The following is a 26,326-nucleotide window of genomic DNA, read 5'->3' as shown; positions in this document are numbered from 1 at the left end:
CCGACTGGTCAGACGCAGCCTAGTGGTCGTGTTTGCGGCCGTGCTTCTTGCCCAGGTGCTTCAGCAGCTTTTTGCGCTGCCCCGGTGGCAGCCGCCACAGCTGCTCGGCGTATGGCTGATACGCCGCTGGCACTGGCCGGGGCTGCGCCGTGGCGGAGCCCAGCGCCCAAGCGCCATTGCTCTGCTGCCGGCCCGAAACTGGCACGCCGCGCAGGTCGCAGCCCTGTCCCTCGGCCAGGGCGGTGCGCTGGCCATCGGCGGATAGCACAAACCCTTCGGGCGTGACGGTACGGCCGTTGGGCAAGTGCACTTCGCGCATGAGCGGGCGCAACTGCCCGTGCCGCACGAGGTACGTGGTGCCGTTGCGGCGCAGAAACCCGTCGTCGGAGCCCTGGGCAGCGGCCGAAAGAGCCAAGCCTAGACAGAAACTCAGCGGAAGTAAAAAACCACGCGGTGAAAACATAAGGCAAACGTACGAGCCGAAACCGTCTATTCGGCGCCTTGTACGCGCCCGCGCCTGGGGCGTTCGGGCGCGGGGTGGGTTACCTTCGGCAGCTCATCGGCATAAAGGTCACGATTACCCCACCGAAACAACCTACTACCATGAAAATGACCTTCAAAACCCTGCTGGCCGTAGCCGCTTTCGCCGTTTTCGCTACCACCTCGTGCAGCGAAAAAACCCAGGACAACGCCGAAGCCACCGCCGAAAGCGCTGCTAACGACGCTGCCGCCAACACCGAAGCCGCTGCCAACGCTACCGAAAATGCCGTGGACAACGCCGCTGCTTCGACCAAAGACGCTGCCAACGAAATGGCTACCCCGGAAAATGGCGACACGGCTGTGGTGAAAAACCAGCCCGCCAACGGCGTAGTAGAAGAAACGCCCGAGAAGAAGTAATTGCTTTTTCGCATTTACGCAGCGGCCTGCCCTTTCCGGGGTAGGCCGCTGTCGTTTTAGGCAGGCTTGGGTCAGGCAGGTATCGGCGCAGCTGCCTGGGGCTGCGCGGCGGCCAGCTCGACCAGCACGTCGTAGTAGGGCCGGCCGTCCATGCGGGCCCGCAACCAGGCGTAGAAGCTCAGCGCCTGCAGGTCTTCCCGCTCCAGGGGCAGGAAGCGCGGCATTTCGGCCACGCGCGCCGCAAACCCGGGCTGGCTGGGGGCGGAGGGGTCGTCGAGGATGTCGCGCACCAGCGAGAGGTAACTCAGGATGTAGCGGTACGAGCCGCCGTCGGCCCCGAACCGGTCGCGCACGAGGCGCTCCACGGCGCGCAGGCGGTGGGTGGCCACGTCGGAGTTGCCCATTTCGAGCTGGGTGAGCAGCTCGCCGAGGTTTTTGTTGAGCAGCCACTCCACGCCCATTTTCTCCTCGCACCAGTGGTCGGAGCGGCCAATGGCCATCAGCGTGTGGCTGGTGCGCTGAAACTGCCCCTCGGCGAAGTAGTGGAAGCCCAGGCCGAGGCGGGCCGTCATCTGGTCGCGGGGGTTGAGCGGATGCGTGCGCAGCAGCTCTTCCAGCAGGCGGATGCTCTCGGCGTTGCGGCGCTGAAAGGCCAGGTTGGCGGCCAGCAGGAAGATGTAGCGGGGGTAAAACTCGTTGTGGTGGCTACGCGGCCCGGTGCGGATAAGCTGGTGCAACTGCTCCAGGTACTGCACCGATTCATCGAAGCGGCGGTTGCGGTACAGAGCGTGTGCAATCATGTAGAGCAGGCCTAGCTGGTACTCGCGGTGGGCCGCCTGAAAGCCGTGGCGCTTTTCCATGAGGTGGTAGCAGCGCCGCACAAAGGGCTCGAAGGAGGCAAAATCCCGGCGCACCAGCATGGCCGAGCGGGCAATGGAAAGCAGGCGGTACAGCAGCGAAGGCCGCCGGGCAAAGGCTTCCTGCAAGTCGTACTCGCGCAGGATGTCCTGCATGATCTGGTCGAAAGCTACCGGGCCGCCGGAGCGGCCCTGGGTGCGCGCCTGGCGCAGGCGGGCACGCATCAGGCTGTAGGCAATGGCGGCGCGTTCTTCCTCGTCGGCGGCGGGCTTGTTGCGGTTGCGGCGCCGGATGATGTCGTCGAGCGGCTCGGCATGTTCGCCGTGCGCGTGCTCGATTTGCAGGTTGTACACGGTGTTGAGCAGTTCGTACTGCTCGTTCTGGCTGGCCAGTTTCTCGGCCTTGCGCAGGGTAGCCCAGGCCAGCCGCGGAATGTCGGCATCGAACAGATACTGCGCGAGGCTGAGCTGGCCGCGCACGGTGGAGGCCGCGGTCAGGTCCTGGTCGCGCTGCTTGAGCAGCAGGAAGTCGGTGACCTGGCGCAGCAGCCGCTTGCGCAGGGCGTAGTAAGCCACGGCGTTGGGGTCGTCGGGCGGGTAGAGCTGGGCCAGCAACTCGGCGGTGCTGTAGTCGCGCTTGTGCCACAGCAGTTCGCAGAGCTGCGCATCCTTGCGGCCTTTCTCCTTGCGGCGCTGCCGCTGCAGAAAACGCAGAAACTCCTTCCGGTCATCGGGCGAAAAAGTGGCGAGGGTGGTCCGTAGGTCATCCATGCGGCTAAGCTACAAGGATACCTTGGTCTGATGGTTAATGAAGTCCCAATATCTAAAGCCCTCCATCACACGCATTAATAACTGTATTTCAATTATCTACGCATAAATAACCTACATAAGTAAAGTCTAATCATTTTCTATTTTGGCTCATTGTCATTGCTATAAATGAGTCGTGCCTTGATGTGGTTATGCGCTGACCGCCTAGGCAATAGGAGTAGCATCCTAGAGTTTTCTGCTCTTGACTTTAACCCTGCATCTGATTTTCAACGAGATGCTACCAGTACAGATCCTCTTTAAAAGTCAGACGAATAGTGGGCAATTAGATGCTTTGCAACTATTCTAGCGCTAAATAACTCCTGTTGTAAAGTCTGATACCAGTAGTGATTGTTTACGCTTCCGCGTGCTGAGTACAATATCTTTCCAACAACAATTTTAACTGCTTATGACCCGACTATTACTCCTGCTTGTTTTCGCTCTGTGTTTCGCCCATGCGGCCCGGGCACAGGATATCCTTACCAAGCGCACCGGCGACGAGCTAAGCGTGAAAGTATTGGAGGTGACGCCCACCGAAATCCGCTACAAGCGCACCGACAACCCCGACGGGCCCCTCTTCGTGGTGATGCGGGCGGACGTATTCATGATCAAATACGCCAACGGCACCAAGGAAGTGATGAATGCGGCGCCCGGCGCGAGCATGTCGGCGGCGGGTGCCTCGCCCCTGCCGCCCGGCACCAAGGCCGTGGTCGGCGACGGCCCAGCCGCCTACGACGGGGTACGCCTGAGCGGGCCGCGCCTGGGCTTTACGGTGCTCACGGGCGGTGCCGCCTCGTATGCCGAGCGCGAATTCAACGTCAATCCTTTTCTGACGCAATTCGGCTGGCAATTCGAAACACGGCTGTTCCGCATGCCCAATGGTACCAGCGGCCTGTTTGAGTTTGTGCCGCTGATTGGTGGGCTGGAGCAGGGCAAGTTTATTCCGAGCGTCAACGCCTTATTGGGCGTGCGCGGGCCCAAGGGCTTTGAAGTCGGCTTAGGGCCAAATATTACGCCCGTCAGCGTGGGCGTGGCCCTGGCTGCAGGTACGACCATCCGCACCGCCAGCGGCATCAATTTTCCCATTACGGCGGCGGTAGTGCCCGGCAACGACGGCGTACGGCTTAGCTTGCTGATGGGCTTTACCACTCGCCGGCCCTAACGTTCATTTACACCAGCTATTCCGCATTGTCATGCCCCCTGCCTTTATGTACCGCATCCTGTGTCTGCTAGCGGTTTTGTCCGGCATTAGTGCCCAGGCTCAACAGCCCACCGCGCCGCCGGTCACCGCAGCCGCCGCCCCATTCCCCGACATAATCGTGCGCACCAACGGGGACGAAATCCCTGCGCGGGTGCTGCTCGTGGGGCCCGCCTATCTGCGCTACCTCGCCGCCCCGGATTCGACGCACGCAGCTACCGACACACTTTCCCTGGCGCGGACGGAGGTGTTTATGGTACGCTTCGCCAACGGCACCAAAGAGGTAATGGCCGATGCCACTCCCGCCCCTGCTACCGACACCTCTCCCCTGGCCGGGCTGACGCCGGAGCAACGCTACACCAAAGGCCGCTTGGATGCCCGTCAGCACTACAAACCGGCCAAAGGCGTCTTCTGGGGCACTTTCGGCGCTTCTTTCACGCCATACGTAGGACCTCTGGGCGGTATTGCGGCCGGGGTAGCCATCGGCACCACGCCGCCGCCGCGCGACGCCCTGCAGGCAGCCGCGCCCAAGCCGGAGCTTCTCAATGACCCGCAGTACTACCACGGCTTTGAGAAGCAGGCCAAAAACCGCAAGCTTGGCAAAGCCGCCGAGGGTTTTGGCGTGGCTACAGGGACGCAGCTGGTTTTGGGAGTGATTCTGCTGGCGGCTTTCTTCAGCGCGTGGGGCGGGTAAGAGGAAACTCAGCCGTAACGGGTGCGTATACCTGAGCATTACGCTTTTGCACCACCCCAAAACACCTGTCAATCATGGACCTGAATAACAATAACTTCAACGACCAAACCGAATTGCGCGCCCGCGGCGACTGGAACCAGATCAAAGGCCAAGCCAAGCAGAAGTGGGGCCAGCTCACCGACGACGACCTGGATTACCAGGAAGGCCAGCAGGACGAGTGGTTTGGTCGCCTGCAGCACAAAACCGGCGAAACCATTGACGACATCAAGGACTGGTTCCGCCGCACGTTCTAAGAAGCGTCGCTTAACTGTTTTGCAAACGGCCCCGTAGTGCATACTACGGGGCCGCGTTGTTTTTCGGCGGCGGGCGGCTCCGGCCGTGGGGCTCCTTTTCTGACGCTGCTATGTACACCGCTCCGGCCGAGCTGCACACCCTGGGCAACAAAGCGCTGTTTCGCCTGCCCAAAAGGGCCTTCTTCTGCTCGCGCGACTACCCCGCCGATATCGAGCGGCCCACCTTGTTGTGGGCTATGGAACAGCGCTACCGCGGCCACTGCGTGCTGTCAGGCTTTCACTCGCGCCTGGAGCAAGCCATGCTCCGCTACTTTCTGCACGGCGAGTGGCAGCCGGTGATTTACGTCCTGGGGCGGGGCATTCAGCCCGGCATCCGCTTCGACTACGAGACGCCGGTGGCGGCGGGGCGGCTGTTGTTCGTTACGCCGTTTGGGCCCGAAATTCAGACCGTGACGCAGGAAACGGCCGACATCCGTAACCTGCTCGTGGCCGACCTGGCCGACCAGTTTTTCATTCCCTTCCTCACGCCGAGCGGCAACCTGCACCGCCTGCTGCGCAGCGAACTGCTGCAGGACAAGCCCATTCTGACGCTGGACCGCCCCGAAAACCAGCCGCTGCTGGCCATCGGGGCGCAGGTATTCCGGCCCGGCGGCGTGTTCAGCCATTTGGACCGTTGAGAATGGACCCGACGGCGGCCGGGTGCGTATGCGGTAGAATTCCAACCTAGCATCCGCATATCATGGCTACACTTTCTTCTTCCATGCCGGCGCGCCTGCCGGCCTCGCCGGCCGACGGCCTGCGGACCCTCGCGCGCTTTGGCTTCGCGGCCAAGGGCATTGTATATGGCATCCTCGGCGCCCTGGCTGTAATGGCCGCTACCGGCCTGAACGGCGGCCGCACCGCCGATAAGCAACAAGTGCTGCAAACCGTACAGGACATGCCCCTGGGCCGCTGGCTACTGGGCCTGGTGGCATTTGGGCTGGCCGGCTACGTGGTCTGGCGCCTGGTGCAGGCCATCCGCGACACAGAGGGTAAAGGCAATAGCGCCAAGGGCATTGCCACGCGCATTGGGTACGTAGCCTCGGCGGTGGGCTACGCGGTGCTGGCATTTATTGCCGGCAAAGCAGCCTTCGAAAACACCAGTGCCGGCGGTGGTGGCGGCAATACCCGCCAATCGATGGTGGCCAAGCTGCTGGAGCAGGACTACGGGCAGTGGCTGGTGGGGGCCGCGGGTTTGTTTGTCATCGGCATTGGGGTGTATCAGCTCGTGCGGGCTTATTCCGGCTCGTTTGCCAAGCACGTCAACAGCAGCCAGCTGCCGACTGAGCAGCAGCGTTTGGTATACCGCGTGGGTCAGCTGGGCTACACGGCCCGGGGCATCGTGTGGGGCATTTTGGGGTACTTCCTGGTGCAGGCCGCCCGCCATGCCAACGCCAGCGAAGCCCAGGGCACCGAAGGCGCCTTTGATTTTCTGGCCTCTATCGGCCGGGCGCCGCTGCTTATCGTGGCACTGGGCCTTGTGGCCTACGGCTTGTACATGCTGGTGCGCGCCAAGTACCCCATCCTGCGCGGGGTGTAAACCCGTTTCGCGGCTACGTATAACCCGCCGGGCCCGGCCTGGCGTATGAAAACCGTTCAACTGAACGGTTTTCTTTTTGCCCGTGCCTCAACCGAACTCGCTTACGCTCCCGGATATGCCCAAACCCGCCAAGGCTTTTGCCGTGCTGGCGCGGTGTGGGCTGGCCGCGCAGGGCGTGGTGTACCTGCTGCTGGGCCTGCTGGCAGCGGAAGCGGCCGGCGGGGTGCGCGCTGCCAAAGCCGACCGGGAACAAGCTCTGCTCACCATTGAGCACCTGCCGTTGGGCCCTTGGCTGCTGGGCTTGCTGGCGCTGGGCCTGGCCGCTTACGTGTCGTGGCGCTTCGTGCAGGCGGCTTTCAACACGGAAAACTGCGGCTACGATGCCAAGGGCCTCAGCAAGCGGTTTTTCTTCGCCTGCAGCGCCGTGGGCTACGGCTGGCTGGCCTATTACGCGGCCCAGCTGGCCTGGGCAGGCCGGGCCACCGGCGAGTCGCAGCAGCACCTCATTGCGCGCCTGCTCAGCTACGCCTACGGCCAGTGGCTGATCGGGGTCGTGGCGCTGACGGTCATCGGCATTGCCCTGTTTCAGCTCTACCAGGCCTACGCGGGCACCATGAACGAGGAAGTCAATGCCCGGCGGATGTCGGAGCAGCCCTGGCGGATGGTGTACCGCTTCGGGCAGGTGGGCTACACGGCCCGGGGCATCGTCTGGAGCATTCTGGGCTATTACTTGCTGCGGGCGGCCCTGCACGGCAACCCGCGCGAAGCCCGCGACACCGACGGGGCGTTTGACATCCTGGCGGCCATGGGCAGCGGAGTCTTGCTCGTCGTGGCCGCGGGCTTCGTGTGCTACGGGCTGTATATGTTGGTGCGGGCGCGCTACCCCATCATGCAGGGGCCGGGCTAGCGGCTAGTACGCGGCCAGTACGTCCGCGCCCACGTAATCCTGCAAGTACTCGTAGCGCGGGGTGAGGCGGCCGCCGCGGGCAATGGTAGCCCGCTCGATAATGCCATCGGGGTCGGGGCCGAACAGGTGCGGAAACACGTTGTCGATGAGCTGACGGCCGAAGTCGCGGGAGGCATTGCGCGGCAGCTCGCAAGGCAGGTTGTCCACGGCCATGACCGTGAGGTTCAGCGGGTGCGAGTAAGCCGGCTCCAGCTCCCCGGTGCGCGGGTTGTAGTCGAAGGCGGGCTCCGGGATGCTGGTGCTGCGCTTGGTGACGGGAATGGAGCCGTCCACGTCGCAGGTCACGTCGGCAATGGTGTTGATGCGGAAGTTAGGCTGACGCGTATCGTCCTCGGTAAAGAGCTTGGGCGCTTTCGGGTCCCAGTAGGCGCAGGCAATCAGCAGGTCCGTCACCGGCAGGAACTTGCTGAACGTGGAGAGGTACTCCTCCGGGTGGCGGTGAAAATCGGGCGTGTCCCACACCCGGCCATCCTTGCGGGCGTTGTAATCGGAGGAACGCAGCTGGGTGTACACCGGCTCGTCGAAGTCCAGGTAGAGGTAGTCGTACACGCTGACGCGGCGGATACCCATCTTATCAAGCACCTGCACGGCGCCTTGGGCGACGCGGCCCGAGCCGGTCACGGCCATCTTGATGGGCGGCAGGGCCCGCACCTTGAAGTACTCCTCCTGCATGTCGTCGAGGTCGGTGCAGAGGTAGGCGGGCTTGAGGTTGTAGAGGTTGTGCTTGCGCCCGTAGGTCAGCAGGCCGTTGTAGGCCCCTACCACCCCGGCCCAGTAACCAAAGGCCACAATTCTTTCACCGCGTATGTTGGTCAGCACCTCGTAGTCGACCAGCGTGATGTTTTTCTGGAGCACGGCGCGCAGCAGCTTGCGGTTGGCCGGCTGTTTTTTGATGGTGTGCGAGAAGAAGCAGTACGTCTTGTTCGGAATGAGCTGGTCGACGGGCACTTCCTTCACGCCCAGCAGAATGTCGCAGTCGGTTACATCCGTTTGCACCTGAATGCCTAAGTCGCTGTACTCGCGGTCGGCGTAGCTGCGGATGTCGCTGCTTTGGGCTACTACCTGCACCTGCGGCCAGGTTTGCTGCACTTCCACGCACTTTTTCGGGGTGAGCGGTACGCGGCGGTCAACGGGGATTTTGCCTTCGCGGATAAGGCCGAGCTTGAAGGTGGTCATGGGAGGATGCGTTCAGGTGGGGATGAGCAAAGCTAGAATTTTTACCCAGAGCACCTTAGCGGCAGCCGCGTCTTAACCAATGCATAAAGGCCCCACCGGGTTGGCAGGGCCTTTGCTATTCCGAATGGTGACCAATGCCAGAGCTAGCCCTAACTTCTAGCTCTGGCAGATTACTCGCTTACGCCGGCTGCACGAAGCGCTTGATGTCGCCGCTGGCAATGTAGGACTTGCCGTCGGGCGCGGTGTTCACGTGGTCGACCACGTAGAGCGTGTTTTCCTGGCGGATGTCGCGGGGGAAGCGCATGTTCCAGTCGGGCTCAAACCCGTCGCTTACCACGCGGGCGCGCAGCTTGCTCTTGTCCTTCACCACCTGTACCAAGATACCGTTGCCCACGGCGTCGGTTTCCTGCAGATCGGCCAGCGTTTTGGGCGTGCGGGCCACCGAAGTAGTGACGCTAACCGAGCGGCTGCGCCCCGCGCCGAACTGCCGGCCGGCCAAGGGGTCATTTTCGCCGGCACGCACAAGGCGGGTGATGCTGCCCTTGGCGCGGTAAAACGAGCCGTCCTGGCTGGGTTCCAGCGTTTCCACCAAGTAGTGAGCACCTTCAGCCCGCAGGTCGCGCGGGAACTGCACGTTCAGGTCGGCGTAGCCTTCGCTTATCACTTTCATGCGCAGCTTGCCGCCCTCGCGGAAGCACACCAGCTCCACGCCGCCGGCCGCCGCGTCGGTTACCACTGGCAGCGCGTAAGCCGCCGCATCCACGCTCACGCCGCGGCCGGCCAGGGCCTGACGGGCCTGCCGACCCTGGAAGGCCTGGTCGCGCAGCTCCTTGCGGCTGGCGTTGTCGAGGTGGCGCTTGGCAATGCGCTCGGCGTAGTGTGCGAGCTGATCGATTTCCTCCGCAATTTCGAAGTGCTCGTGCAGGCCGGCCGCTTTCAGATCGGTAATGACCTGGCGCAGCAGGGCTTCGGCTTCGGCATGCTGTCCGGTGTCGGCCAGGTCCACGGCCCGTTCCTTGTCGCGGCCGATGCGCAGCACTGCCAGGTCCAGCGTTACGCGGCTGTCAGTGGCGGCGGCTACGGCCTCGATGGGTCCGGCCGTCACCTGCACCACGTAGTCGCCGCTTACTACTTCCACGGCGCCGTTGCGAATCACATCGGCGCGGTAGCTGAGCTGCAACAGCTGGTGCGGGCCCGGCGGCAGCGCAGGCAGGTTCAGCTGCAGCCCGAGCAGCTTGTCTTCGTTTTCGTACACGTCGCCGAGGCGCACCAGCAGCTCCCCGCCGGCCTGGGTCTCGGTGCGGGCCAGGCTCAGCACATCGAGTACCTGCACCGCACCCAGAGGCTTCAGGGTCACCGTCAGGTTCTGGGCAGCTACGGCCTTGAGGCTGTCCAGCTCGGCCGCAAATACTTCGGCCGCGTCGTCGGGCGACTGGATAAAGTAGAAGTTGCCGCCCGCTGCCCGCGCCATGCCAATGAGCAGGTCTTCCTCGAAATGCTCCCCAAAACCCAGCGTAGTGGTCGAAATACCTTCTTCGGCTTTCTTGCTCGCGGTGCTGATGAGCACCTTAGCTTGCGTGATGCCCGCGTTGGCCTGCCCGTCGGTGAGCAACAGCACCCGGTTTACTTGTTCGTCGCTCCGGTGCTTGGCCACCAGCTCGCAGCCGCGCAGCCAGCCCCCGCTCAGGTTGGTCAGCCCCCCGGCCCGGATGCCGCTGATGATGCGCTTGATAGCATCCTTATCGGTCACCAGCTGCGCGTCGAGCAGCGTATCCACCTGGTCGTCGTACACCACGATGCTCAACCGGTCTTCGGGCGACAGGCGGTCGACGAAGTTGGCGGCTGCCTGCTGGGCGTAGCGCAGGGGCACGCCGGCCATCGAGCCGCTGCGGTCCATTACCAGGGCCACGTTGAGGGGGCGGCGCTGAGGGTTGGGCACGTCTTCACGGAAGCTCAGCAGCAAGCTGGTGGTGTCGGCCGTGTTTTCGAGGAGCACGGCCTGGGCTGGTTGCTGGGTAATCTGCATGGGCAAAGGGGATTGGGGTGGAAGAAAGCCTCGCAGCCGCCCTGCGGCGGGCAGACTCAGAGGCACTAGGATTAGCTAAGTAGTTCGGCGCTCAGGTTTCGATGAGCGGCTGGTAGTCACGTTCGTCCTCGAAACCGGCCAGCCAGGCGGCGGCGCGGCGGCAGGTGCGGATGTGGGGCGGCACACGCAGCACGTACACGTGGCCGGTGGAAGGGCAGTTCACGCGCAGAGCATGGATGGGTTCGTCGTCGGTCAGGGGCACGCACAGCAGCTGCCGCTCCCCGCCCGCGTCCCGGTCGCGGTCGAGCACCAACCCGCCCAGCTCGCGCATAAAGCGCTCTAGGCCCATGCGCTCGATGAGCACGCGGCGGTGCGTCACGTTGCGCACCTGCAGCAGGTCGATGGCCCGCAGCTCGTCGGGGCGGAAGGCGGTGCGCTCGTCCACCGAAGTGCCCTGCCAGCGCAGCGGCACCCGCAAGCCGTCGGGCAGGCTGCCGAGGCCGCTGCCAGCCACCTCCAGCCAGTGCGTGAGGTGCAGGCCGGCGGGCAGCTGCCGCAGCTGCGGGCAGTTGCTTACATCGAGCGAGCGGGCGGTGAGGCGCTCGGGCAGCTGGCGCAGGCGCGGGCAGTTGCTCAGGTCCAGGTGTTCACGCACCAGCCAGTCGCCGCCCACTTCACGCACGGCCGTTCCCGAAGCCCGTACGTTGACGGCCCGCAGGCGCTCGGGCAGCAGCTCCAGGTGGGCACAGTCGCGCACGTCGAGCTGGGTGCATTCGAGGTAAGCGGGCAGTTCGCGCAGGCGCAGCTCGCCGCGCAGCCGCACCGGGCCGTTGACGACCAGCGCCGCGGGCATCCGGCCGCCGAGCAGCAGGGCGCGGACCTGGTCGGGGGCTACCACCATGGGTCCCTCGGCCGGGGCCACGGGGGACCGTAGCGGTGCCGGTAGCGGCTCCTGGGCTATGGGCAACACCGGCGGCGCAGGCGGGGTGGCGGGGCGGACAGTGTTGCGGCCACGGGCATTGATGCGGAACATGGCAAACGTATAAGGTTAGTCGACGACCGTGCGGATGGCCTCGGGCGAGTATTCCCGCTGCTGCCACACGCTGTACACCCCGGCTGGCAGCGTGATGGGCCGGTGTTCCTCATGCACCAGCGTGGCCGTAGGCGCGGTGATGTGCAAGTATATGCGGCGGCCGTCATTAAAAAGCCGAGCCGCCCCAATTTCGCGGATGCGGTGGGAGTGGCCGGTTACCTCGCCGTGGGCGAGAACCAGGCCGGGCTGGGGTACGGCGCTGGCCGGCAGGGCAGGTACGGCGGCAATCAGGACGTCGCCGTGGCGGTAAAGCGGAGTGCTGGTCATTGCTAAAAAATTTGGTGTTTCACTATCAATCTGGTCGGACATAAAGCTTCTTTAAGCCCTAAACGACGCTCTAATTTACTATTATTTTTAGCAAAAAGTTACGCATATATCTCGCTGCTTTAATCAAGTAAGCTGGGGCAGTCTTGCTTGGAGGACGTACCGCCAAGCCATTGACTGGGTTACGGACCGCACAGGCTACCATTGATTGATAACCTTGCCGTCATATGCTGCCGCGCCGTCCCGGGTAGGCAGTTCAGTGCTACTCAATTCGGCCTATGCTATTCCCTCTGATTACCAAGGGCAAAGCTTTCTTGGTGCGGGCAACACTTTTTTGCCGCCGAAATGGTTTAAGCTTGAGCCCTTTTCGGCCTACCTTTGTTAGGGCCTTATCAAGGTTCGTTTCCCCGCCAACCCATCCGTTTTCTGTATGAAGTTGTCCTTCAAGCCCGCCGACGTGTTTGTTGACCGTCACAACGGTCCTGACGCAGCGGCCGTGGCCGAGATGTTGCACACCATCGGCGTCGAGTCGGTAGAGCAGCTGATCAATGAAACCGTGCCGGCACGCATCCGCCTCAAGCACGAGCTGAACCTGCCTGCCGCCCTCACCGAGCGGCAGTTTTTGCAGAAGTTCAAGCAGATTGCCGGCCAAAACCAAGTATTCCGCTCCTTTATCGGCCTGGGCTACCACGACACGCAGATGCCGCCCGTCATCCTGCGCAACATCATGGAAAACCCCGGCTGGTACACGGCCTATACCCCTTACCAGGCTGAAATTGCCCAGGGCCGCCTCGAAGCCCTGATCAACTTCCAGACCGTGATTATCGACCTCACGGGCCTGGAAATTGCCAACGCCTCGTTGCTCGACGAAGGCACCGCCGCCGCCGAAGCGCTGCACATGTTCCACAACCTGACCAAGAAGAAGAACGCCACCAAGTTCTTCGTCTCCGATCAGGTGCTGCCCCAGACCTTGGACGTGGTACGCACCCGCGCTACGCCGCTGGGCATTGAGGTGGTAGTAGGCGACCACCGCACCGCCGACCTGTCCGACAACACGTTCTTCGGCTCGCTGGTGCAGTACCCGGCCGCCGACGGCGAGGTGTTCGACTACACCGATTTCATTGCCCAGGCGCACGAGCGCGGCCAGTTCGTGGCCGTGGGTGCCGACCTGCTGGCCCTGACCTTGCTTACCTCGCCCGGCGAGATGGGCGCCGACGCCGTTATCGGCAACTCCCAGCGCTTCGGCGTGCCGATGGGCTACGGCGGCCCGCACGCCGGCTTCTTTGCCACCAAGGACGCCTACAAGCGCGTGATTCCCGGCCGCATCATCGGCCAGAGCGTGGATGCTACCGGCAACAAGGCCTACCGCATGGCCCTGCAGACCCGCGAGCAGCACATCCGCCGCGAAAAAGCCACCTCCAACATCTGTACCGCCCAGGTGCTGCTGTCGGTTATTGCTAGCATGTACGCCGTGTACCACGGCCCCGAGCGCCTGAAGCAGATTGCCACCAACGTGCACCTGCTGGCCCGCGAACTGGCCGGCGGCCTGCGCGAGCTGGGCGTGGAGCTGCTGGTGGAGAACTTCTTCGACACCGTATCGGTGAAGTTGGAAAGCGCCGAGCTGCAGCAAGCCGTGAAGCGCGAAGCCGAAGCCCTGCAGATCAACCTGCGCTACTTCGGGGAGAGCAACGTGGGCATCTCGCTGCACCAGAACACCGAAGCTGCCGACGTGGCCGACATTCTGGACGTATTCGGCAAGGTGCTGGGCAAGACGGCTGAATCCGATGATGTAATATCTATTGCATTAGAGATTCGCACCAAGCGCATGCTTTCTGGCATGCTTGCTGTTGAGTTGACTTGGCCCGCCAGCCTGATCCGCACCTCGGAGTACCTCACGCACCCGGTGTTCAACACGCACCACTCCGAAAGCGAGCTGCTGCGCTACATGAAGCAGCTGGAGAACAAGGACCTGTCCCTGGCGCACTCCATGATTCCGCTGGGCTCCTGCACCATGAAGCTCAATGCCACGGCCGAGATGATTCCGGTAACCTGGCCCGAAATCGGCCAGCTCCACCCCTTTGCCCCGCGGGAGCAAGCCCAAGGCTACGCCCAGATCTTCACCGATCTGGAAGCCTGGCTGTGCGAGGTGACCGGCTTTGCCGCCGTGTCCTTGCAGCCCAACTCGGGCGCTCAGGGCGAGTACGCCGGCCTGTTGGTGATTAAGGCCTACCACGAAGCCCGCGGCGACCATCACCGCAACGTGGCGCTGATTCCGGCTTCGGCCCACGGCACCAACCCCGCCTCGGCCGTCATGGCCGGCATGCAGGTAGTGGTGGTGAAGAGCACCGAGCAGGGTGAAGTCGACCTCGACGACCTGCGCGCCAAAGCCGAGCAGTACTCGGATAAGCTGAGCTGCCTGATGGTGACCTACCCCTCGACGCACGGCGTGTACGAGGAAAGCATCATCGACGTCTGCAACCTCATTCACGAGCACGGCGGCCGCGTGTACATGGACGGCGCCAACATGAACGCCCAGGTAGGCCTGACCTCGCCGGCCAACATCGGTGCCGACGTGTGCCACCTGAACCTGCACAAGACCTTCTGCATTCCTCACGGCGGCGGCGGCCCCGGCGTAGGCCCCATCGGCGTAGTAGCCGACCTGGCTCCCTACCTGCCCGGCCACGTGGTGGTTGACGCCGACGGCCGCTCGGGCGGTGCCGTTTCGGCCGCTCCCTGGGGTTCGGCCAGCATTCTGCCCATCAGCTACGCTTACATCAACATGATGGGCGGTGAAGGCCTGAAGGCGGCCACGCAGACGGCCATCCTGAATGCGAACTACATCAAGGCCCGCCTCGAGCAGCACTATCCGGTGCTCTACACCGGCCAGAACGGCCGCTGCGCCCACGAAATGATCCTCGACTGCCGCCAGTTCAAGAAAGCCGGTATCGAAGTGGAGGACATTGCCAAGCGCTTGATGGACTACGGCTACCACGCGCCTACCGTGTCGTTCCCGGTAGCGGGCACGCTGATGGTGGAGCCCACAGAATCGGAAAGCAAGGAGGAGCTGGACCGCTTCTGCGAGGCCATGATCAAGATCCGCGAGGAAATTCGCGCGGTGGAAGAGGGCCGCGCCGATGCCAAGGAGAACGTGCTGAAGCACGCCCCGCACACCGCCGCCGTGCTGCTGCAGGAAGAGTGGACCCGCCCGTACACCCGCGAGCAGGCCGCTTACCCCACGGACTTTGCCCGCCGCTTCAAGTTCTGGCCCACCGTGTCGCGCATCGACTCGGCTTTCGGCGACCGGAACCTGATCTGCGCCTGCACGCCCATCGAGGCGTACGCAGACCAGGAGGAGCACCTCGTGCCCACCGACAAAGGCCCGTCGTACTAGTAAGTAAGTAGCCGGCAGCTGGTCTTAAGATCCTGTTCCGGCTGCTCACCGCTTCCAGCTGCCGCTCAATAACAAGGCCCGCTACCGGATGGTAGCGGGCCTTGTTGCGTTAGGAGTCGCCGGGTACTTATTTGGCCGCGAAGCAGGTGCGGTACATGTAGCCCGTCTGGGTCTTGCCGGCGTTGGTGGCGCGTACCTTCACGAAGTACTGGTCGATGGTGTCCATCACCTGTACTTCGGTGCCGGAACTCACCGCCATCAGCAGCGCGGACTCCTTCTTCATGCCGTCGTAGAGGCTGCAGTCGACCACGGTGTTGTGGGCCACGGGCGTGCGGTCGGGCCGGGTGGCGGTACCGTCGTCTTTGGCGGCGTTGCAAGCCGCTAGTGCCAGTAGGGAAAGAAGCAGTAGAGGTTTATTCATAGGGGGTGGATTACGCTGGGAATGTAGCAAAATATTGCCGCGTAACAGCATTTTATCAACTCCCACAACGGATTATTCGCTGTCAGCGCACCCCGCCCAGGCACGCCCGATACATGTAGCCGGTCAGCGTTTTGCCATCCTTGCTCAGCTGTGCCCGCACAAAGTACGCGTGCGATGAATCGAGCACCTGCACCTGCGTGCCTGGGCTAATGATGGAGAGCATGGCCGACTGGGTACTGGCCTGGGCATAGAGGCCGCGGTGGTGCCCGTGGCCCGGCTGGGGACCTGCGACGGGGCAGGCGAAGCCGGGCCCTGGGCTAGGCAGAGGGAGGCACCACCAAGCCCGCAGAGCAGGTTTAGCGCAATAGGTTGGAGGCGTGGCATAGATGAAAAGAGCGCAGAATAGTTTATTCTAATATTCAGATAAAACTAAACTATACCTAACATTTCTTTTTTAAAGTTTATGCAATCAGCTTTAGAGAATACTATTCTGCGGGAACGACGGGCCCGGTGCCGATGTTGAATAACTGCGAGCAGGCAAGGCTCCTCCCACTACCGGGAGTCCGGATTTGCGGCCGCTTTTCAACTCGACCCTATATGAATTTGCTCACCCGCTTTTTTTCTCGTCCGGTGGCCCTGGTGGCTATCGGCCTGACGACGCTCCTGGGTGCGGCTGGCTGTGCTTCGGTGCCCCGCGTTGGCGTCACTACTGATTTCGACCACGCCGTAAACTTTCGCAACTACAAGACCTGGGCTTGGTACCCCGAGCAGCCCACCGATGCGGAAGGTGGCCCGGCCAAAGGCTACAACTCGTTTTTTGACAAGCGCATGCGCACGTCCCTCGAAGCCGAGATGGTGCGCAAGGGCCTGACGAAAGTGGAGAAGAACCCCGACGTGTATCTGGCCTACTCGGCCCGCGTGGAGGACAAGCAGCAAGCCAACACCAACTACTACGGTCCCTACGGGTACCCGTTCTGGTACGGCTACGGCAGCGCCTGGAACCGTCCGTACACGGTGACCAACTACAAAGCCGGCAACGTCATCATCGACATTGTGGACGCCAAGCGCAAGGAGTTGGTATGGCGCGGTTACGGCCAGGCCGCCGTAAATAACCAGACCATCACCGAGCCCGAAGTAAACCGCATCGTGAGCGGCGTACTGGAAGCCTACCCGCCCACCGACAACACGGCCCGCCGCTAAGCCCGGCAGCTCCGATTTCAAAGCCCTTTCTGCCCTGCGGAAAGGGCTTTTTTGTTGATCATTGGGCCGGCACTGGAGGCTCTCGGAATGCTTTTGAATTCAGTTGGTTCGAGGTCAGGCCGCTACTTTTGCGCTGGCCCGATTCCGTTCGGCTGTCTTTTATCCGCTTATGCCGCACTTTTCCTCTCTGCGCCGCGCCTGTCTGCCGGCGTTTGCCTTATTGCTTCCGCTAGCCAGCCACGCACAAACGACTGCCTTCGGCGAATCCTTTGAAGGCGGCCTCGGCTCGTTTATCCCCGTCAATGGCACGCAGGTAAACCAGTGGCACGCCGGCCGGGCAGCTGGCAACGGCGGCAGCGAACCGGGCAGCCAGGCCGCTTACATCAGCAATAACGGCGGCACCGGCCACGCCTACGATACCAATGCTACCTCCATCGCGCACCTGTACAGCGACGTGACCCTGCCCGCCGGCAACGTGTTCGAGCTGAGCTTCGACTGGCAGAACCAGGGCGAACCGGGCGAGCGGGACTACCTGAAGGTGTACCTGGTGCCGACGTCCTTTACGCCCACCGCCGGCGCGCTGCCAGCCGGCAGCGGGGTGGTGCCCATCACGCCGCTGGGCCTGTGCCAGCGCACCGGTTTCGGCCACCTCACGCTGCCGCTGCCCGTGGGCGCCACTACCGGGCCCACTACCGTGCGGCTGGTATTCACCTGGGCTAACAACATTATCACGGGTACGCAGCCGCCCGCAGCCATCGACAACGTGACGGTAACGGCGCAGACCGCGCTGCCGCTGCCCGCGGGTACCTACACGGTGGATAACTCGCAGCCCGCCTCGGCCACCAACTTTTCCAGCTTGGCGGCGGCTATTCAGCGGCTAAACCAAGCGCCCCCGGCCGGCGCAGTGACTTTTGAGGTAGCAGCGGGCCAGACGTTTGCGCAGGAACTGCCGCCGCTCCTGGCCAGCGGCACGCCTACCCAGCGCATTGTATTCCGCAAGGCCGGCAGTGGTGCCAACCCCGTGGTGCTGAGCAACGGCGGGCCGGCGGCCATCGATGTGGTTGGCAGTGACTTCGTGACGTTCGACGGCATTGATGTGCGGGCCGTGGGCCCCGGGCCGGTGTGCGGCTACCGCGTGCGCGGCGCCTCGGCGACGGATGGCACGCGCGGTATCGTGGTGCGCAACGCGGCCATTACGCTGAACCGCGCTACCCCCGGCAGCGTGGGGCTGCTACAGGCCACAGGCACCAGCCTGGGCACCGCCGCCCCCACCGACTCGCTGGGTACTCACCGCAACAACCGTTACCTGGACCTGACCATCAGCAACGCCGTCGGCGGTCTGTGGCTGGTGTCGTCGAGCAGCACCTACCCCGATAACAAGACCGAAGTAGCCAACGTGGCCGTGGGCAACGGCACGCCCGGCGACATCGGCAATACCGGCCTGACCTACGGCATCCGGGCCGAAAACCAACGGCAGCTGAGCGTGCACGATAACGTCATCCGTGGCGTGCAGGCCTCGGCTGCCTCCGTGTATGGACTGTATACGCTGGCGCTACAGGGCAGTGGCGCGGCGGCCTGCCGCATCTACAACAACCGCATTTCGGACATCCGCTTCAACAACCCGACCAGCGGTTCCACGGCCTTTTCGGTGAACGGGATGGTGCTGGACCCGCTCACGGGTACCACCGCCGGCAGCACCACCATCTACTGCTACAACAACGAAATCAACGACCTGCGCCGCGACTACGCCGGCACAACGACCACGCCGAGCCGCCTGCTGCGCGGCTTGCAAATTACGACGCTGGGCAACGCCAACAACAACCAGATCATGGTGTGGCACAACACCGTGGCGGTAGGCGACCCGGCTGCCGCGGCCTTTTCGAACGTCACCTTGGAGTTTGCCGGCTCGGCCACCAGCGGCGGGCTGCTCGACGTGCGCAACAACATCTTCGTGAATACTACTGCCTCGCAAAGCGCCGGCAAACACTACGCCTACTTTGCCCTGAACCCAAGTGCCGGTCCCGTAGGCTCCACCGTCGATTATAACAACCTGTACCTGACTGATGCCAACGGGGGCATTCTGGCCCACACCACCACCGCCGATTACACCTCCCTGGCCGACTGGCGCGCGGCTAGCGGCCAAGAGGTTCACAGCCTGTCGGTCGATCCGCGCCTTGCCACTACCTCGCCCCTACTTCCCGGCAATCCGGCTCTTGATAATCAAGGCACGCCGCTGGCTGGCGTCGCCACGGACCTCGCCGGTACCCCGCGCAATCGCACTGCACCCGATATGGGCGCCTACGAATTCACGGTGCTCAGCAACCGCCTGCCCCGCCGTGCCCAGCTGGGCCTGACGGCTTATCCCGTGCCTTTCACTCAGGCGCTGACGGTACGGCTGACGCAGGCCCTGCCTGCGGCTGCTACGCTGCAGCTAGTGGATGCGCTGGGCCGCCTGGTATGCCAGGCCAGCCTGCCGGCGCACAGCACCCAGCTCACGCTGCCCGGGTTGGCCGCCCTGCCGTCTGGCGCCTACGTGCTACGGTTCATCACGGCCGATGGCCAGCAGCAGGCACTGCCCTTGCTACATTAAACGGCAATAAATGGCGACAAAATGGTTGGCAGAAGTGCCACTCTGAGGCGCTACGCCTGCCAACAAAATAACGGCCTCTTCGCAGGAAGAGGCCGTTATTTTGTTGGCTGATGCCTGTAAGGGCAGGCCGCCGCAGGCTTACAACACAACCGCCCGGCTACCACTTGGCGGCCGGGCGGCTTTAGTCAAAAGTGTGTCAGGCTTAGATGGGCACGTTCACGTGGCGCTCAGCGTGGTAAGAGCTGCGCACCAGCGGGCCGCTTTCCACGTACTTCAGGCCGCGGCGCAGGCCTTCTTCCTTGTAGTGGGCGAAGAGGTCCGGGTGGATAAACTCGGCTACTTCGATGTGGCGCTTGGTGGGCTGCAGGTACTGACCCAAGGTGAGGATGTCGAGGCCGTTGGCAGCCAGGTCGTCCATAGCCTGGTACACTTCCTCCTTCGTCTCGCCCAAGCCCAGCATGATGCCCGACTTGGTGCGGCGGCCCGCTTCCTTGGTGCGGCGAATCTGCTCCAGGCTACGGTCGTACTTGGCCTGAGGGCGCACGAGGCGGTAGAGGCTGCCCACGGTTTCCATGTTGTGCGACACCACTTCCTGCCCACCGGCAATCATCGTATCCAGCGCGGCCCAGTTGGCCTTCACGTCCGGAATCAGCGTTTCGATGGTCGTGGTGGGCGACATAAGCTTGGTCTGCACCACCGTTTCGTACCACACGCTGGCGCCGCGGTCCTTCAGCTCGTCGCGGTTGACGCTGGTAATGACGGCGTGCTTCACGCCCATCAGCTTGATGGCTTCGGCCACGCGGCGGGGCTCGTCGAGGTCGTACTCGGTGGGGCGGCCCGTGGCCACGGCGCAGAACGAGCAGGAGCGCGTGCACACGTTGCCCAGAATCATGAAGGTGGCCGTGCCGGCGCCCCAGCACTCGCCCATGTTCGGGCAGTTGCCCGATTCGCAGATGGTATGCAGCTTGTGTTCGTCCACCAGCTTGCGCACGTTGGCGTAGGCCGGGCCCACGGGCAGCTTCACGCGCAGCCAGTCGGGCTTGCGCGGCTTGGCCGGAGCAGCGGCTTCGGGCTGAATGACGGGTAAGGTCAGGAGAGTATCCATACTACAAAGGTAGTTGGTAGCGAGTTGTGACGAAGCAGGAATTGCTGCGCGTGCCGGGTAAACAAGCAGATGGCCGCGGTAGTTGCAACGCGGCCCCATCGTGGCGGGCCGACACGAAAAAAGCCGCGGCCCCGGAGTATCCGGGGCCGCGGCCGTATAGCTCAGCAGCTCTGGCAGGGCAGTTATTTGCGCGAGCCGATGTAGATGGTCATGTACACCGAGGTGAACACGTTGTCGTTGATTTTGCTGGTGGCCACACCCTGCTCCTGCAGCGTCACGAGGCGCTTGGCGTAGGCCTCCACCAGAAAGCCGGTTTCGATGCCCGCCACGGCGTCGCGGTAGCGCCCGTACTCAAAGTTCAGCGCCCCGCGCACGTGCGCCCCGATGTTAGGCTTCAGGTCGCCGATGCCCGAGAAAATGGGCGCCCGGTCGTAAATCTTGCCCGGGTCGTTGTGCTTGATGGGGTCGTACTGCTCAGCACGGATGTCCTCGGAGGGGTGCGGGTTCTGCGGGTCGCGCTGGGTGTAGTCGTAGTAGATGTAGTAAGGCAGCAGCAGCCCGATGGACGGCCCGGCGCCGAACAGCCCGCCCACTTCCACGCCCGACTCGGCAGCCTTGCGGAAGATGGTGCGCTGCAGGCCGATGGTGGGACGCAGGGCGAAGAGGTAGTTGGTCTTGCCCTTCACGTACACCCCGCCGATGCTGTTTTGCACGCGCTGCTCCTTGCGGCCTTTCACCTCCACGCCCTCCAGCGTCCAGAAGCGCGCCCAGTCGTCGTTGAGGCGGCGCGTGGAGCGCACGGCCACCCCGCCGATCAGGCCGGCGTTGGTGTTCAGGTTGATGCCGTAGGTGAATTCCTTTTGGTAGCCGGGCGCCTCCTGGGCTTCCTGGGCCTGAGCGGCCGAAGAAAGCAGCAGGGCAGCCGTAAGCAATAAGCCGGAGTAGAGTAACGTGCGCACGGCAGAGGCAGGCAGAAGGGAGGAGAAACGCGAAGCCACGCGCGGGCTGCGGGCCACTTCGAAAGTACGTAAATTTGAGCGCATCCGTCTGTAGTTTTTCTGAATTTATGAGCACTGCCACCGCCCGGTACGCCGGCCAGCTACGCACCGAAGCCACGCACGTGGCCTCGGGCAATTCCATTCATACCGACGCCCCGGTGGACAACCACGGCCGCGGCGAAGCGTTTTCGCCGACGGACCTGGTCAGCGCCGCCCTCGGCTCCTGCATGATGACCATCATGGGCATCGTGGCGGAGCGGCAGGGGCTGGATTTGACCAGCGTGACGTGGGAAGTCACCAAGCACATGGCCGCGGAGCCCCGGCGCATCGCCGAAATCGAAGTGGCATTCAAGATGCCCGCTTCGCTTTCGGCCAAAGAACGCGCTACGCTCGAAAACGCGGCGCGCACCTGCCCCGTGGCCCTTAGCCTGAACCCGGAAATCCGGCAATCGGTTCAGTTCACGTACGGCGCGTAAAGCGCTTCGTTACAGCGGGGTTTAGGCCGAACTGCCGAGCTGGCCTTAATAACCGGTAAGCAGCGACGGTCCGCTAGTAACCAGACATGGGCAGCCGCTAAAAAAGCCTGTCATCCTGAGCAGAGCCAAGGACCTCCTCGCCGCCGACCGGCCGTCGTTGTTACGGCTCGTTCAGGCGTGAGGAGGTCCTTCGCTCTACTCAGGATGACAGGCACTGCGGCCTTGAAGGGTTGCCTACGCGGCTACTTTCTTCTTCACCTCGCCGAGCTGAATGCTCATGTGCGAGGCGTCGTAGCGGCACTCGCCGTCCTGGATCAGCAGCAGCTGCGGCGACTGGTGCTGCACGCCAAACTGCTCAGCAATCTGGTTGGAGATGGGGCGGTAGCGCAGCAAATCGAGGTAGTACGCCTTCACATCGGCAAGGCCGGCATCGGCCCACTGACGCTCCAGGCGGCTTTTGGCCATGGCGCTGATGGAGCAGCTGGTGCTGTGCTTGAAAATAACAACGGGCTGCCCGGCCGACTCGCGTACGATATCGGCCAGCTGCTCGGGCTGGGTCAGCGGGGTCCACTGCATGGCTACTGGGAATCTTTGGGTTGTTTCTTGCTCTTACGCGTGGTCGTAATCATTTGATGGTCGCTCACGCGCGGGGTGCCGGTATTGTCGAACTGGTAACCGTCGACGCCCTCGGCGGAGTTCCGCGGCGGGGTTTCGCCGGGGCGCAGGTCGCGCTTGCCCACCGCCAGGTGCGTCTGGCGCAGCTCTTCGGGCGCTTTGTACTTCTTGGCTTCCTTCAGCGACTTGCGGGCCGCGCGCTTCTGCGATACGAAATCAGTTTGGGCAGCGGCGGGCAGTGCCGCCAGCCCCCACAGCAGCAGGCTGGCCATCAGGGTGCGAATCAGCATAGCGAAGTAAGAATACAGAAGGTGAAAACGAGAAGGCTGCGCCTGTTATACGCCGCCGAAAGGGAAAAGCTCGGCTAGAAGGGTAACGTGATGCCGAGGAATTTGTGCTGGCCCACCTTCTTTTTCAGGCGGCGGCGCTTGAGCTTGGGCTTTTTGAGCAGGCCGTTCTTGTCGTAGCTGTTTTTCTGGACCTTGGCCGGTTCGTCGTTGGCTTCGCCGGTCGAGCCGTCGGCCATTTCCGTAGCGTCGGGGTCTTTCTTCTTGACCTTTTTGTGCTTGACGACGGGCCCCTTAGGCGTGGGCAAACGGTACGGATGAAACAGTCGGCACCCGCTCAGCACCGGGCCGGCCAGCAGCACCAGCACCAGCAGTTGCCAGCCCAGCCGGCGCAAACGCAGAAATTCCATCACAGGCAGCGGGGTAAGCAGAACCGTATCAGTCCGAAAAATACTAAACTGAGTACAGAGTATAGAGATATGAGAAGTAAGACGACGTGCTGGTAAACTGAACCTCGTCTTACTTCTCACCTCTTCATACTCGTGTCTAGCCTAATACGCCAGCAGCTTTTCTACGCACTGGCGCAGGCGGTTGTCGGCCAGGAAATTGTGCTCTAAAGCGGGCGCAAAGGGAATAGCCGTATCGAGCGAGGCCACGCGCTGAATGGGCGCATCCAGCTTGGTAAAGCAGTGCTCGGCAATCCAGGCACCGATTTCGCCGCCGATGCCGCCGGTCAGCGTGTCTTCGTGCAGGATGATGACGCGGCCGGTTTTCTCCACGGTGCGGCGTACGGCTTCTTCATCCCAGGGAAGCAGGGTGCGCAGGTCGAGGATGTCGCAGTCGAGGTTCATTTCCTCGGCCAGCTTGGCGGCCCAGTGCACCCCCATACCGTAGGTGATGATGCTCAGCTCCGAGCCTTCGCGGGCCAGGCGGGCCTGGCCGATGGGCAGGGTGTAGTAGTCGTTCGGCACCGGCCCGCTGATGGAGCGGTAGAGCATTTTGTGCTCGAAAAAGATAATCGGGTTGGGGTCTTCCAGGGCAGCGCAGAGCAGGCCCTTGGCGTCGTAGGGCGTGGCGGGGTACACCACCTTCAGGCCGGGCGTGTGCACAAACCACGCTTCGTTCGACTGCGAGTGGAACGGACCGGCGGCCGAGCCGGCGCCGGTGGGCATGCGCACCACCACGTCGGCGTGCTGGCCCCAGCGGTAGTGGCTCTTGGCGAGGTTGTTCACAATCTGGTTGAAGCCGCAGGTCACGAAGTCAGCAAACTGCATTTCCACCATGGCCTTCTTGCCCTTGATGCTCAGCCCGAGGCCCGTGCCGATAATGGCCGACTCGCACAGCGGGGTGTTGCGCACGCGGCCCTTGCCGAACTGCTGCACGAAGCCCTCGGTAATCTTGAACACGCCACCGTACTCGGCAATGTCCTGGCCCATGAGCACCAGCTCGGGGAAGCGCTCCATGCTCTGCCGCAGCCCGTCGCTGATGGCATCGACGTAGCGGCGCTCGGTACTCGGGGCGTCGGCGGCGGGGGTGCGGTCTTCGGGCGTGAAGGGCTGGTACATATCAGCTACTTCCTCCGTGGTGTCGGCCGTGACTTCGGGCGTCTCGAACACCACGCGCCAGGCCTCGTCGATTTCGTCCTTGATGGTGCGGCGGTAGCGCTGCTTGGCTTCCTCATCGAGCACGCCCTGCTCCAGCAGCCACCGCTCGAAGTTCTCGACCGGGTCTTTCTGGGCCCATTCCTCGAACAGCTCCTGCGGCACGTACTTGGTGCCGCTGGCTTCCTCGTGGCCGCGCATGCGGAAGGTCAGGGCTTCCAGCAGCACCGGGCGCGGGTTCTGGCGCAGGTCCTCGGCCAGGCGGCGCACCGTGTCGTACACCTCCAGCACGTTGTTGCCATCCACTTGCACGGCCTCGATGCCGTAGGCCGGGCCCTTGTTAATGAAGTAGCCGTGGCGGAACTGCTCGTTGGAGGGCGTGGAGAGGCCGTAGCCGTTGTTTTCGACGATGAAGATGACCGGCAGTTGCCACACGGCGGCCACGTTCAGGCCCTCGTGGAAGTCGCCCTCGGAAGCGCCGCCGTCGCCGGAATACACCACTGTTACTTTGCCTTCGTCGTTGAGCTTGGAAGCCAGCGCGATGCCGTCGGCTACGGCCAGCTGCGGGCCCAGGTGGCTGATCATGCCCACGATGTGGTGCTCGTTGGTGCCGAAGTGGAAGCTACGGTCGCGGCCCTTGGTGAAGCCGGTTTTCTTGCCCTGCCACTGCGCAAACAGGCGGTCCAAGGGCAGCTGACGGCAGGTAAACACGCCCAGGTTGCGGTGCAGGGGCAGGATGTACTCGTCGGGCTGCAGGGCCAGGGTAGAACCCACCGAAATTGCCTCCTGCCCGATGCCCGAAAACCACTTGCTCACCTTGCCCTGGCGCAGCAGGATGAGCATTTTCTCTTCGATCATGCGCGGCTTCACGAGGCCTTCGTAGAGGCGCAGCAGGTCGTCGTTGGAGTAGTCTTTGCGGTCGAATTGCATGGGGTGGAGGAAGTTCGGGAAGGAATGGCGGCAAAGGTAGGGGTTGGCGTACTCTTTGGCCGCCCACTTTCCTCTGTGCTTCCTGTCGACACTAGTCCCGACCGCGCAACCGTAACGTTTTGCCACTACAGCTGTCCACCACTAGGTTATAAGATGACCATGCAGCAGCTTAGAGCATGCATATCCGGCATCCTCTTATTGGCTTCTTTGTCCTTGCAGCTTTAGGGGCCTGTGCTCAGGAAAGCGCGCCCCCAGACTTGGTTTCTACCCTTCGTTACAGCTACGGTTTTCGTGTGGGGCTGGGGTTTTCGGCTTACAGCGACGGACGAGACGCGGCCAAGCTACGTCCTACAGCCGCCCTCACCGGCGCTTACAATGTGCCTTTCATCAATTGCTGGCTGGGGGCCTCGGGGGCTTTTGAATTTCGCCCCGATGCTTCTTTGGGCGACTTCAGCGCCCCCTATGCCGCCGCTACCATTTTCCTGCGCACCGGGCACGGCCCCAACCGCGCCCACTTACTGCTGGGCCTGGGCCGTAACTGGGCCTTGGGCGACAATCCTGCCGACACTGATTTTGCAGAGTATACCCGGCAGGATTCCTTCATTATGCTGGGGTTTGAATCGGATTACACGCACCGATTACGCCACTCCAATGCCTTAGGCGTGTACTTTAATTATGGCATAACGCCGGCCATCCGGGGGTACCGGTTCTCGCCGGGTGGCGGCAGAATAACCTCCGATAATACCCGGCACCTAGCCCTAACCATCAGCCTAAGCCCCTACTGGTTCCGCTAGCTCGACCCTTGACGTATGCAATCGGCACGGTCTACGCATCTATCTTCGTAGCCGCCTTTTCCTATCCTTC

At 62.9% G+C, this 26,326-nt stretch carries 26 protein-coding genes; 12 read left to right on the top strand and 14 right to left on the bottom strand.

Annotation, left to right across the window (positions count from 1 at the left end; translation table 11 throughout):
- Positions 1–19: 19 nt before the first annotated feature.
- Entirely contained in the window at positions 20–415 is a 396-nt protein-coding gene (locus B0919_RS14470; RefSeq protein WP_078012988.1) for a DUF6799 domain-containing protein, read from the bottom strand.
- Between the two features lie 188 nt (positions 416–603).
- On the opposite strand from B0919_RS14470, the gene B0919_RS14465 reads away from it, so the two are divergent.
- On the top strand, positions 604–897 hold the full coding sequence (locus B0919_RS14465; RefSeq protein ID WP_176133055.1) for a hypothetical protein: 294 nt from the start codon (positions 604–606) through the stop codon (positions 895–897).
- A 71-nt stretch (positions 898–968) separates the two neighbouring features.
- On the opposite strand, the gene B0919_RS14460 is transcribed toward B0919_RS14465, so the two are convergent.
- Positions 969–2,525, bottom strand: coding sequence for a tetratricopeptide repeat protein (locus tag B0919_RS14460; protein WP_078012987.1), 1,557 nt, complete (start codon positions 2,523–2,525; stop codon positions 969–971).
- 442 nt (positions 2,526–2,967) lie between these two features.
- Here B0919_RS14460 and B0919_RS14455 point away from each other — a divergent pair, with 442 nt between their 5' ends.
- The 6 genes from B0919_RS14455 to B0919_RS14430 all read left to right on the top strand — a co-directional run bounded on the left by B0919_RS14455 (position 2,968) and on the right by B0919_RS14430 (position 7,229).
- A complete protein-coding gene (locus tag B0919_RS14455; protein ID WP_078012986.1) occupies positions 2,968–3,720 on the top strand; it encodes a hypothetical protein in 753 nt (250 codons plus the stop codon).
- Between the two features lie 31 nt (positions 3,721–3,751).
- Positions 3,752–4,450: a hypothetical protein gene (locus tag B0919_RS14450; RefSeq protein WP_139362136.1), complete on the top strand. Its 699-nt coding sequence runs from the start codon at positions 3,752–3,754 to the stop codon at positions 4,448–4,450.
- Positions 4,451–4,524: 74 nt separating this feature from the next.
- A complete protein-coding gene (locus B0919_RS14445; RefSeq protein WP_078012984.1) occupies positions 4,525–4,743 on the top strand; it encodes a CsbD family protein in 219 nt (72 codons plus the stop codon).
- A 110-nt stretch (positions 4,744–4,853) separates the two neighbouring features.
- Positions 4,854–5,420 carry a hypothetical protein gene (locus B0919_RS14440; protein ID WP_078012983.1) on the top strand — a complete coding sequence of 189 codons (567 nt, stop codon included), beginning with the start codon at positions 4,854–4,856 and terminating at the stop codon, positions 5,418–5,420.
- A gap of 62 nt (positions 5,421–5,482) precedes the next feature.
- Positions 5,483–6,322, top strand: a complete 840-nt coding sequence (locus tag B0919_RS14435; RefSeq protein WP_078012982.1) for a DUF1206 domain-containing protein — start codon at positions 5,483–5,485, stop codon at positions 6,320–6,322.
- 115 nt (positions 6,323–6,437) lie between these two features.
- Entirely contained in the window at positions 6,438–7,229 is a 792-nt protein-coding gene (locus B0919_RS14430; protein WP_078012981.1) for a DUF1206 domain-containing protein, read from the top strand.
- 3 nt (positions 7,230–7,232) lie between these two features.
- Here B0919_RS14430 and B0919_RS14425 read toward each other — a convergent pair whose 3' ends face one another.
- From B0919_RS14425 to B0919_RS14410, 4 genes are all read right to left on the bottom strand, one after another.
- Complete coding sequence (locus tag B0919_RS14425; RefSeq protein ID WP_078012980.1) at positions 7,233–8,465, bottom strand: NAD(P)-dependent oxidoreductase; 1,233 nt, start codon at positions 8,463–8,465, stop codon at positions 7,233–7,235.
- A 178-nt stretch (positions 8,466–8,643) separates the two neighbouring features.
- Positions 8,644–10,491, bottom strand: coding sequence for a vWA domain-containing protein (locus B0919_RS14420; protein ID WP_078012979.1), 1,848 nt, complete (start codon positions 10,489–10,491; stop codon positions 8,644–8,646).
- 91 nt (positions 10,492–10,582) lie between these two features.
- Positions 10,583–11,524: a DUF6745 domain-containing protein gene (locus B0919_RS14415; RefSeq protein WP_078012978.1), complete on the bottom strand. Its 942-nt coding sequence runs from the start codon at positions 11,522–11,524 to the stop codon at positions 10,583–10,585.
- Between the two features lie 15 nt (positions 11,525–11,539).
- Positions 11,540–11,851, bottom strand: a complete 312-nt coding sequence (locus tag B0919_RS14410; protein WP_078012977.1) for a hypothetical protein — start codon at positions 11,849–11,851, stop codon at positions 11,540–11,542.
- A gap of 427 nt (positions 11,852–12,278) precedes the next feature.
- Here B0919_RS14410 and gcvP point away from each other — a divergent pair, with 427 nt between their 5' ends.
- Positions 12,279–15,239: an aminomethyl-transferring glycine dehydrogenase gene (gcvP, locus tag B0919_RS14405; protein WP_078012976.1), complete on the top strand. Its 2,961-nt coding sequence runs from the start codon at positions 12,279–12,281 to the stop codon at positions 15,237–15,239.
- 127 nt (positions 15,240–15,366) lie between these two features.
- On the opposite strand, the gene B0919_RS14400 is transcribed toward gcvP, so the two are convergent.
- Positions 15,367–15,660, bottom strand: a complete 294-nt coding sequence (locus B0919_RS14400) for a hypothetical protein (RefSeq protein WP_078012975.1) — start codon at positions 15,658–15,660, stop codon at positions 15,367–15,369.
- Between the two features lie 82 nt (positions 15,661–15,742).
- Entirely contained in the window at positions 15,743–15,883 is a 141-nt protein-coding gene (locus B0919_RS25295) for a hypothetical protein (protein WP_176133054.1), read from the bottom strand.
- Between the two features lie 374 nt (positions 15,884–16,257).
- Between B0919_RS25295 and B0919_RS14395 the strand changes: the two genes are divergently transcribed.
- Both B0919_RS14395 and B0919_RS14390 read left to right on the top strand, forming a co-directional pair.
- On the top strand, positions 16,258–16,860 hold the full coding sequence (locus B0919_RS14395) for a DUF4136 domain-containing protein (protein ID WP_176133053.1): 603 nt from the start codon (positions 16,258–16,260) through the stop codon (positions 16,858–16,860).
- Between the two features lie 169 nt (positions 16,861–17,029).
- Positions 17,030–19,450, top strand: a complete 2,421-nt coding sequence (locus B0919_RS14390; RefSeq protein WP_078012973.1) for a choice-of-anchor Q domain-containing protein — start codon at positions 17,030–17,032, stop codon at positions 19,448–19,450.
- Positions 19,451–19,652: 202 nt separating this feature from the next.
- On the opposite strand, the gene lipA is transcribed toward B0919_RS14390, so the two are convergent.
- Both lipA and B0919_RS14380 read right to left on the bottom strand, forming a co-directional pair.
- Positions 19,653–20,555, bottom strand: a complete 903-nt coding sequence (gene lipA / locus B0919_RS14385; protein WP_078012972.1) for a lipoyl synthase — start codon at positions 20,553–20,555, stop codon at positions 19,653–19,655.
- Between the two features lie 182 nt (positions 20,556–20,737).
- Entirely contained in the window at positions 20,738–21,514 is a 777-nt protein-coding gene (locus B0919_RS14380; RefSeq protein WP_139362135.1) for a hypothetical protein, read from the bottom strand.
- Positions 21,515–21,621: 107 nt separating this feature from the next.
- Here B0919_RS14380 and B0919_RS14375 point away from each other — a divergent pair, with 107 nt between their 5' ends.
- Positions 21,622–22,029 carry an OsmC family protein gene (locus B0919_RS14375; protein WP_078012970.1) on the top strand — a complete coding sequence of 136 codons (408 nt, stop codon included), beginning with the start codon at positions 21,622–21,624 and terminating at the stop codon, positions 22,027–22,029.
- Positions 22,030–22,263: 234 nt separating this feature from the next.
- Here B0919_RS14375 and ytxJ read toward each other — a convergent pair whose 3' ends face one another.
- From ytxJ to B0919_RS14355, 4 genes are all read right to left on the bottom strand, one after another.
- Complete coding sequence (gene ytxJ / locus B0919_RS14370; protein WP_078012969.1) at positions 22,264–22,605, bottom strand: bacillithiol system redox-active protein YtxJ; 342 nt, start codon at positions 22,603–22,605, stop codon at positions 22,264–22,266.
- A gap of 2 nt (positions 22,606–22,607) precedes the next feature.
- Positions 22,608–22,934, bottom strand: coding sequence for a hypothetical protein (locus tag B0919_RS14365; protein WP_078012968.1), 327 nt, complete (start codon positions 22,932–22,934; stop codon positions 22,608–22,610).
- 74 nt (positions 22,935–23,008) lie between these two features.
- Positions 23,009–23,341: a hypothetical protein gene (locus B0919_RS14360; protein ID WP_078012967.1), complete on the bottom strand. Its 333-nt coding sequence runs from the start codon at positions 23,339–23,341 to the stop codon at positions 23,009–23,011.
- A gap of 141 nt (positions 23,342–23,482) precedes the next feature.
- Positions 23,483–25,462, bottom strand: coding sequence for a thiamine pyrophosphate-dependent enzyme (locus B0919_RS14355; protein WP_078012966.1), 1,980 nt, complete (start codon positions 25,460–25,462; stop codon positions 23,483–23,485).
- A gap of 377 nt (positions 25,463–25,839) precedes the next feature.
- Between B0919_RS14355 and B0919_RS14350 the strand changes: the two genes are divergently transcribed.
- Positions 25,840–26,256 carry a hypothetical protein gene (locus B0919_RS14350; RefSeq protein ID WP_139362134.1) on the top strand — a complete coding sequence of 139 codons (417 nt, stop codon included), beginning with the start codon at positions 25,840–25,842 and terminating at the stop codon, positions 26,254–26,256.
- Positions 26,257–26,326 lie beyond the last annotated feature (70 nt).

It is taken from the genome of Hymenobacter sp. CRA2 (assembly GCF_002007105.1).
GTDB lineage: Bacteria > Bacteroidota > Bacteroidia > Cytophagales > Hymenobacteraceae > Solirubrum.
Note: the sequence above shows the minus strand (reverse complement) of the source record. Positions and strands in the feature narration are given on the sequence as shown.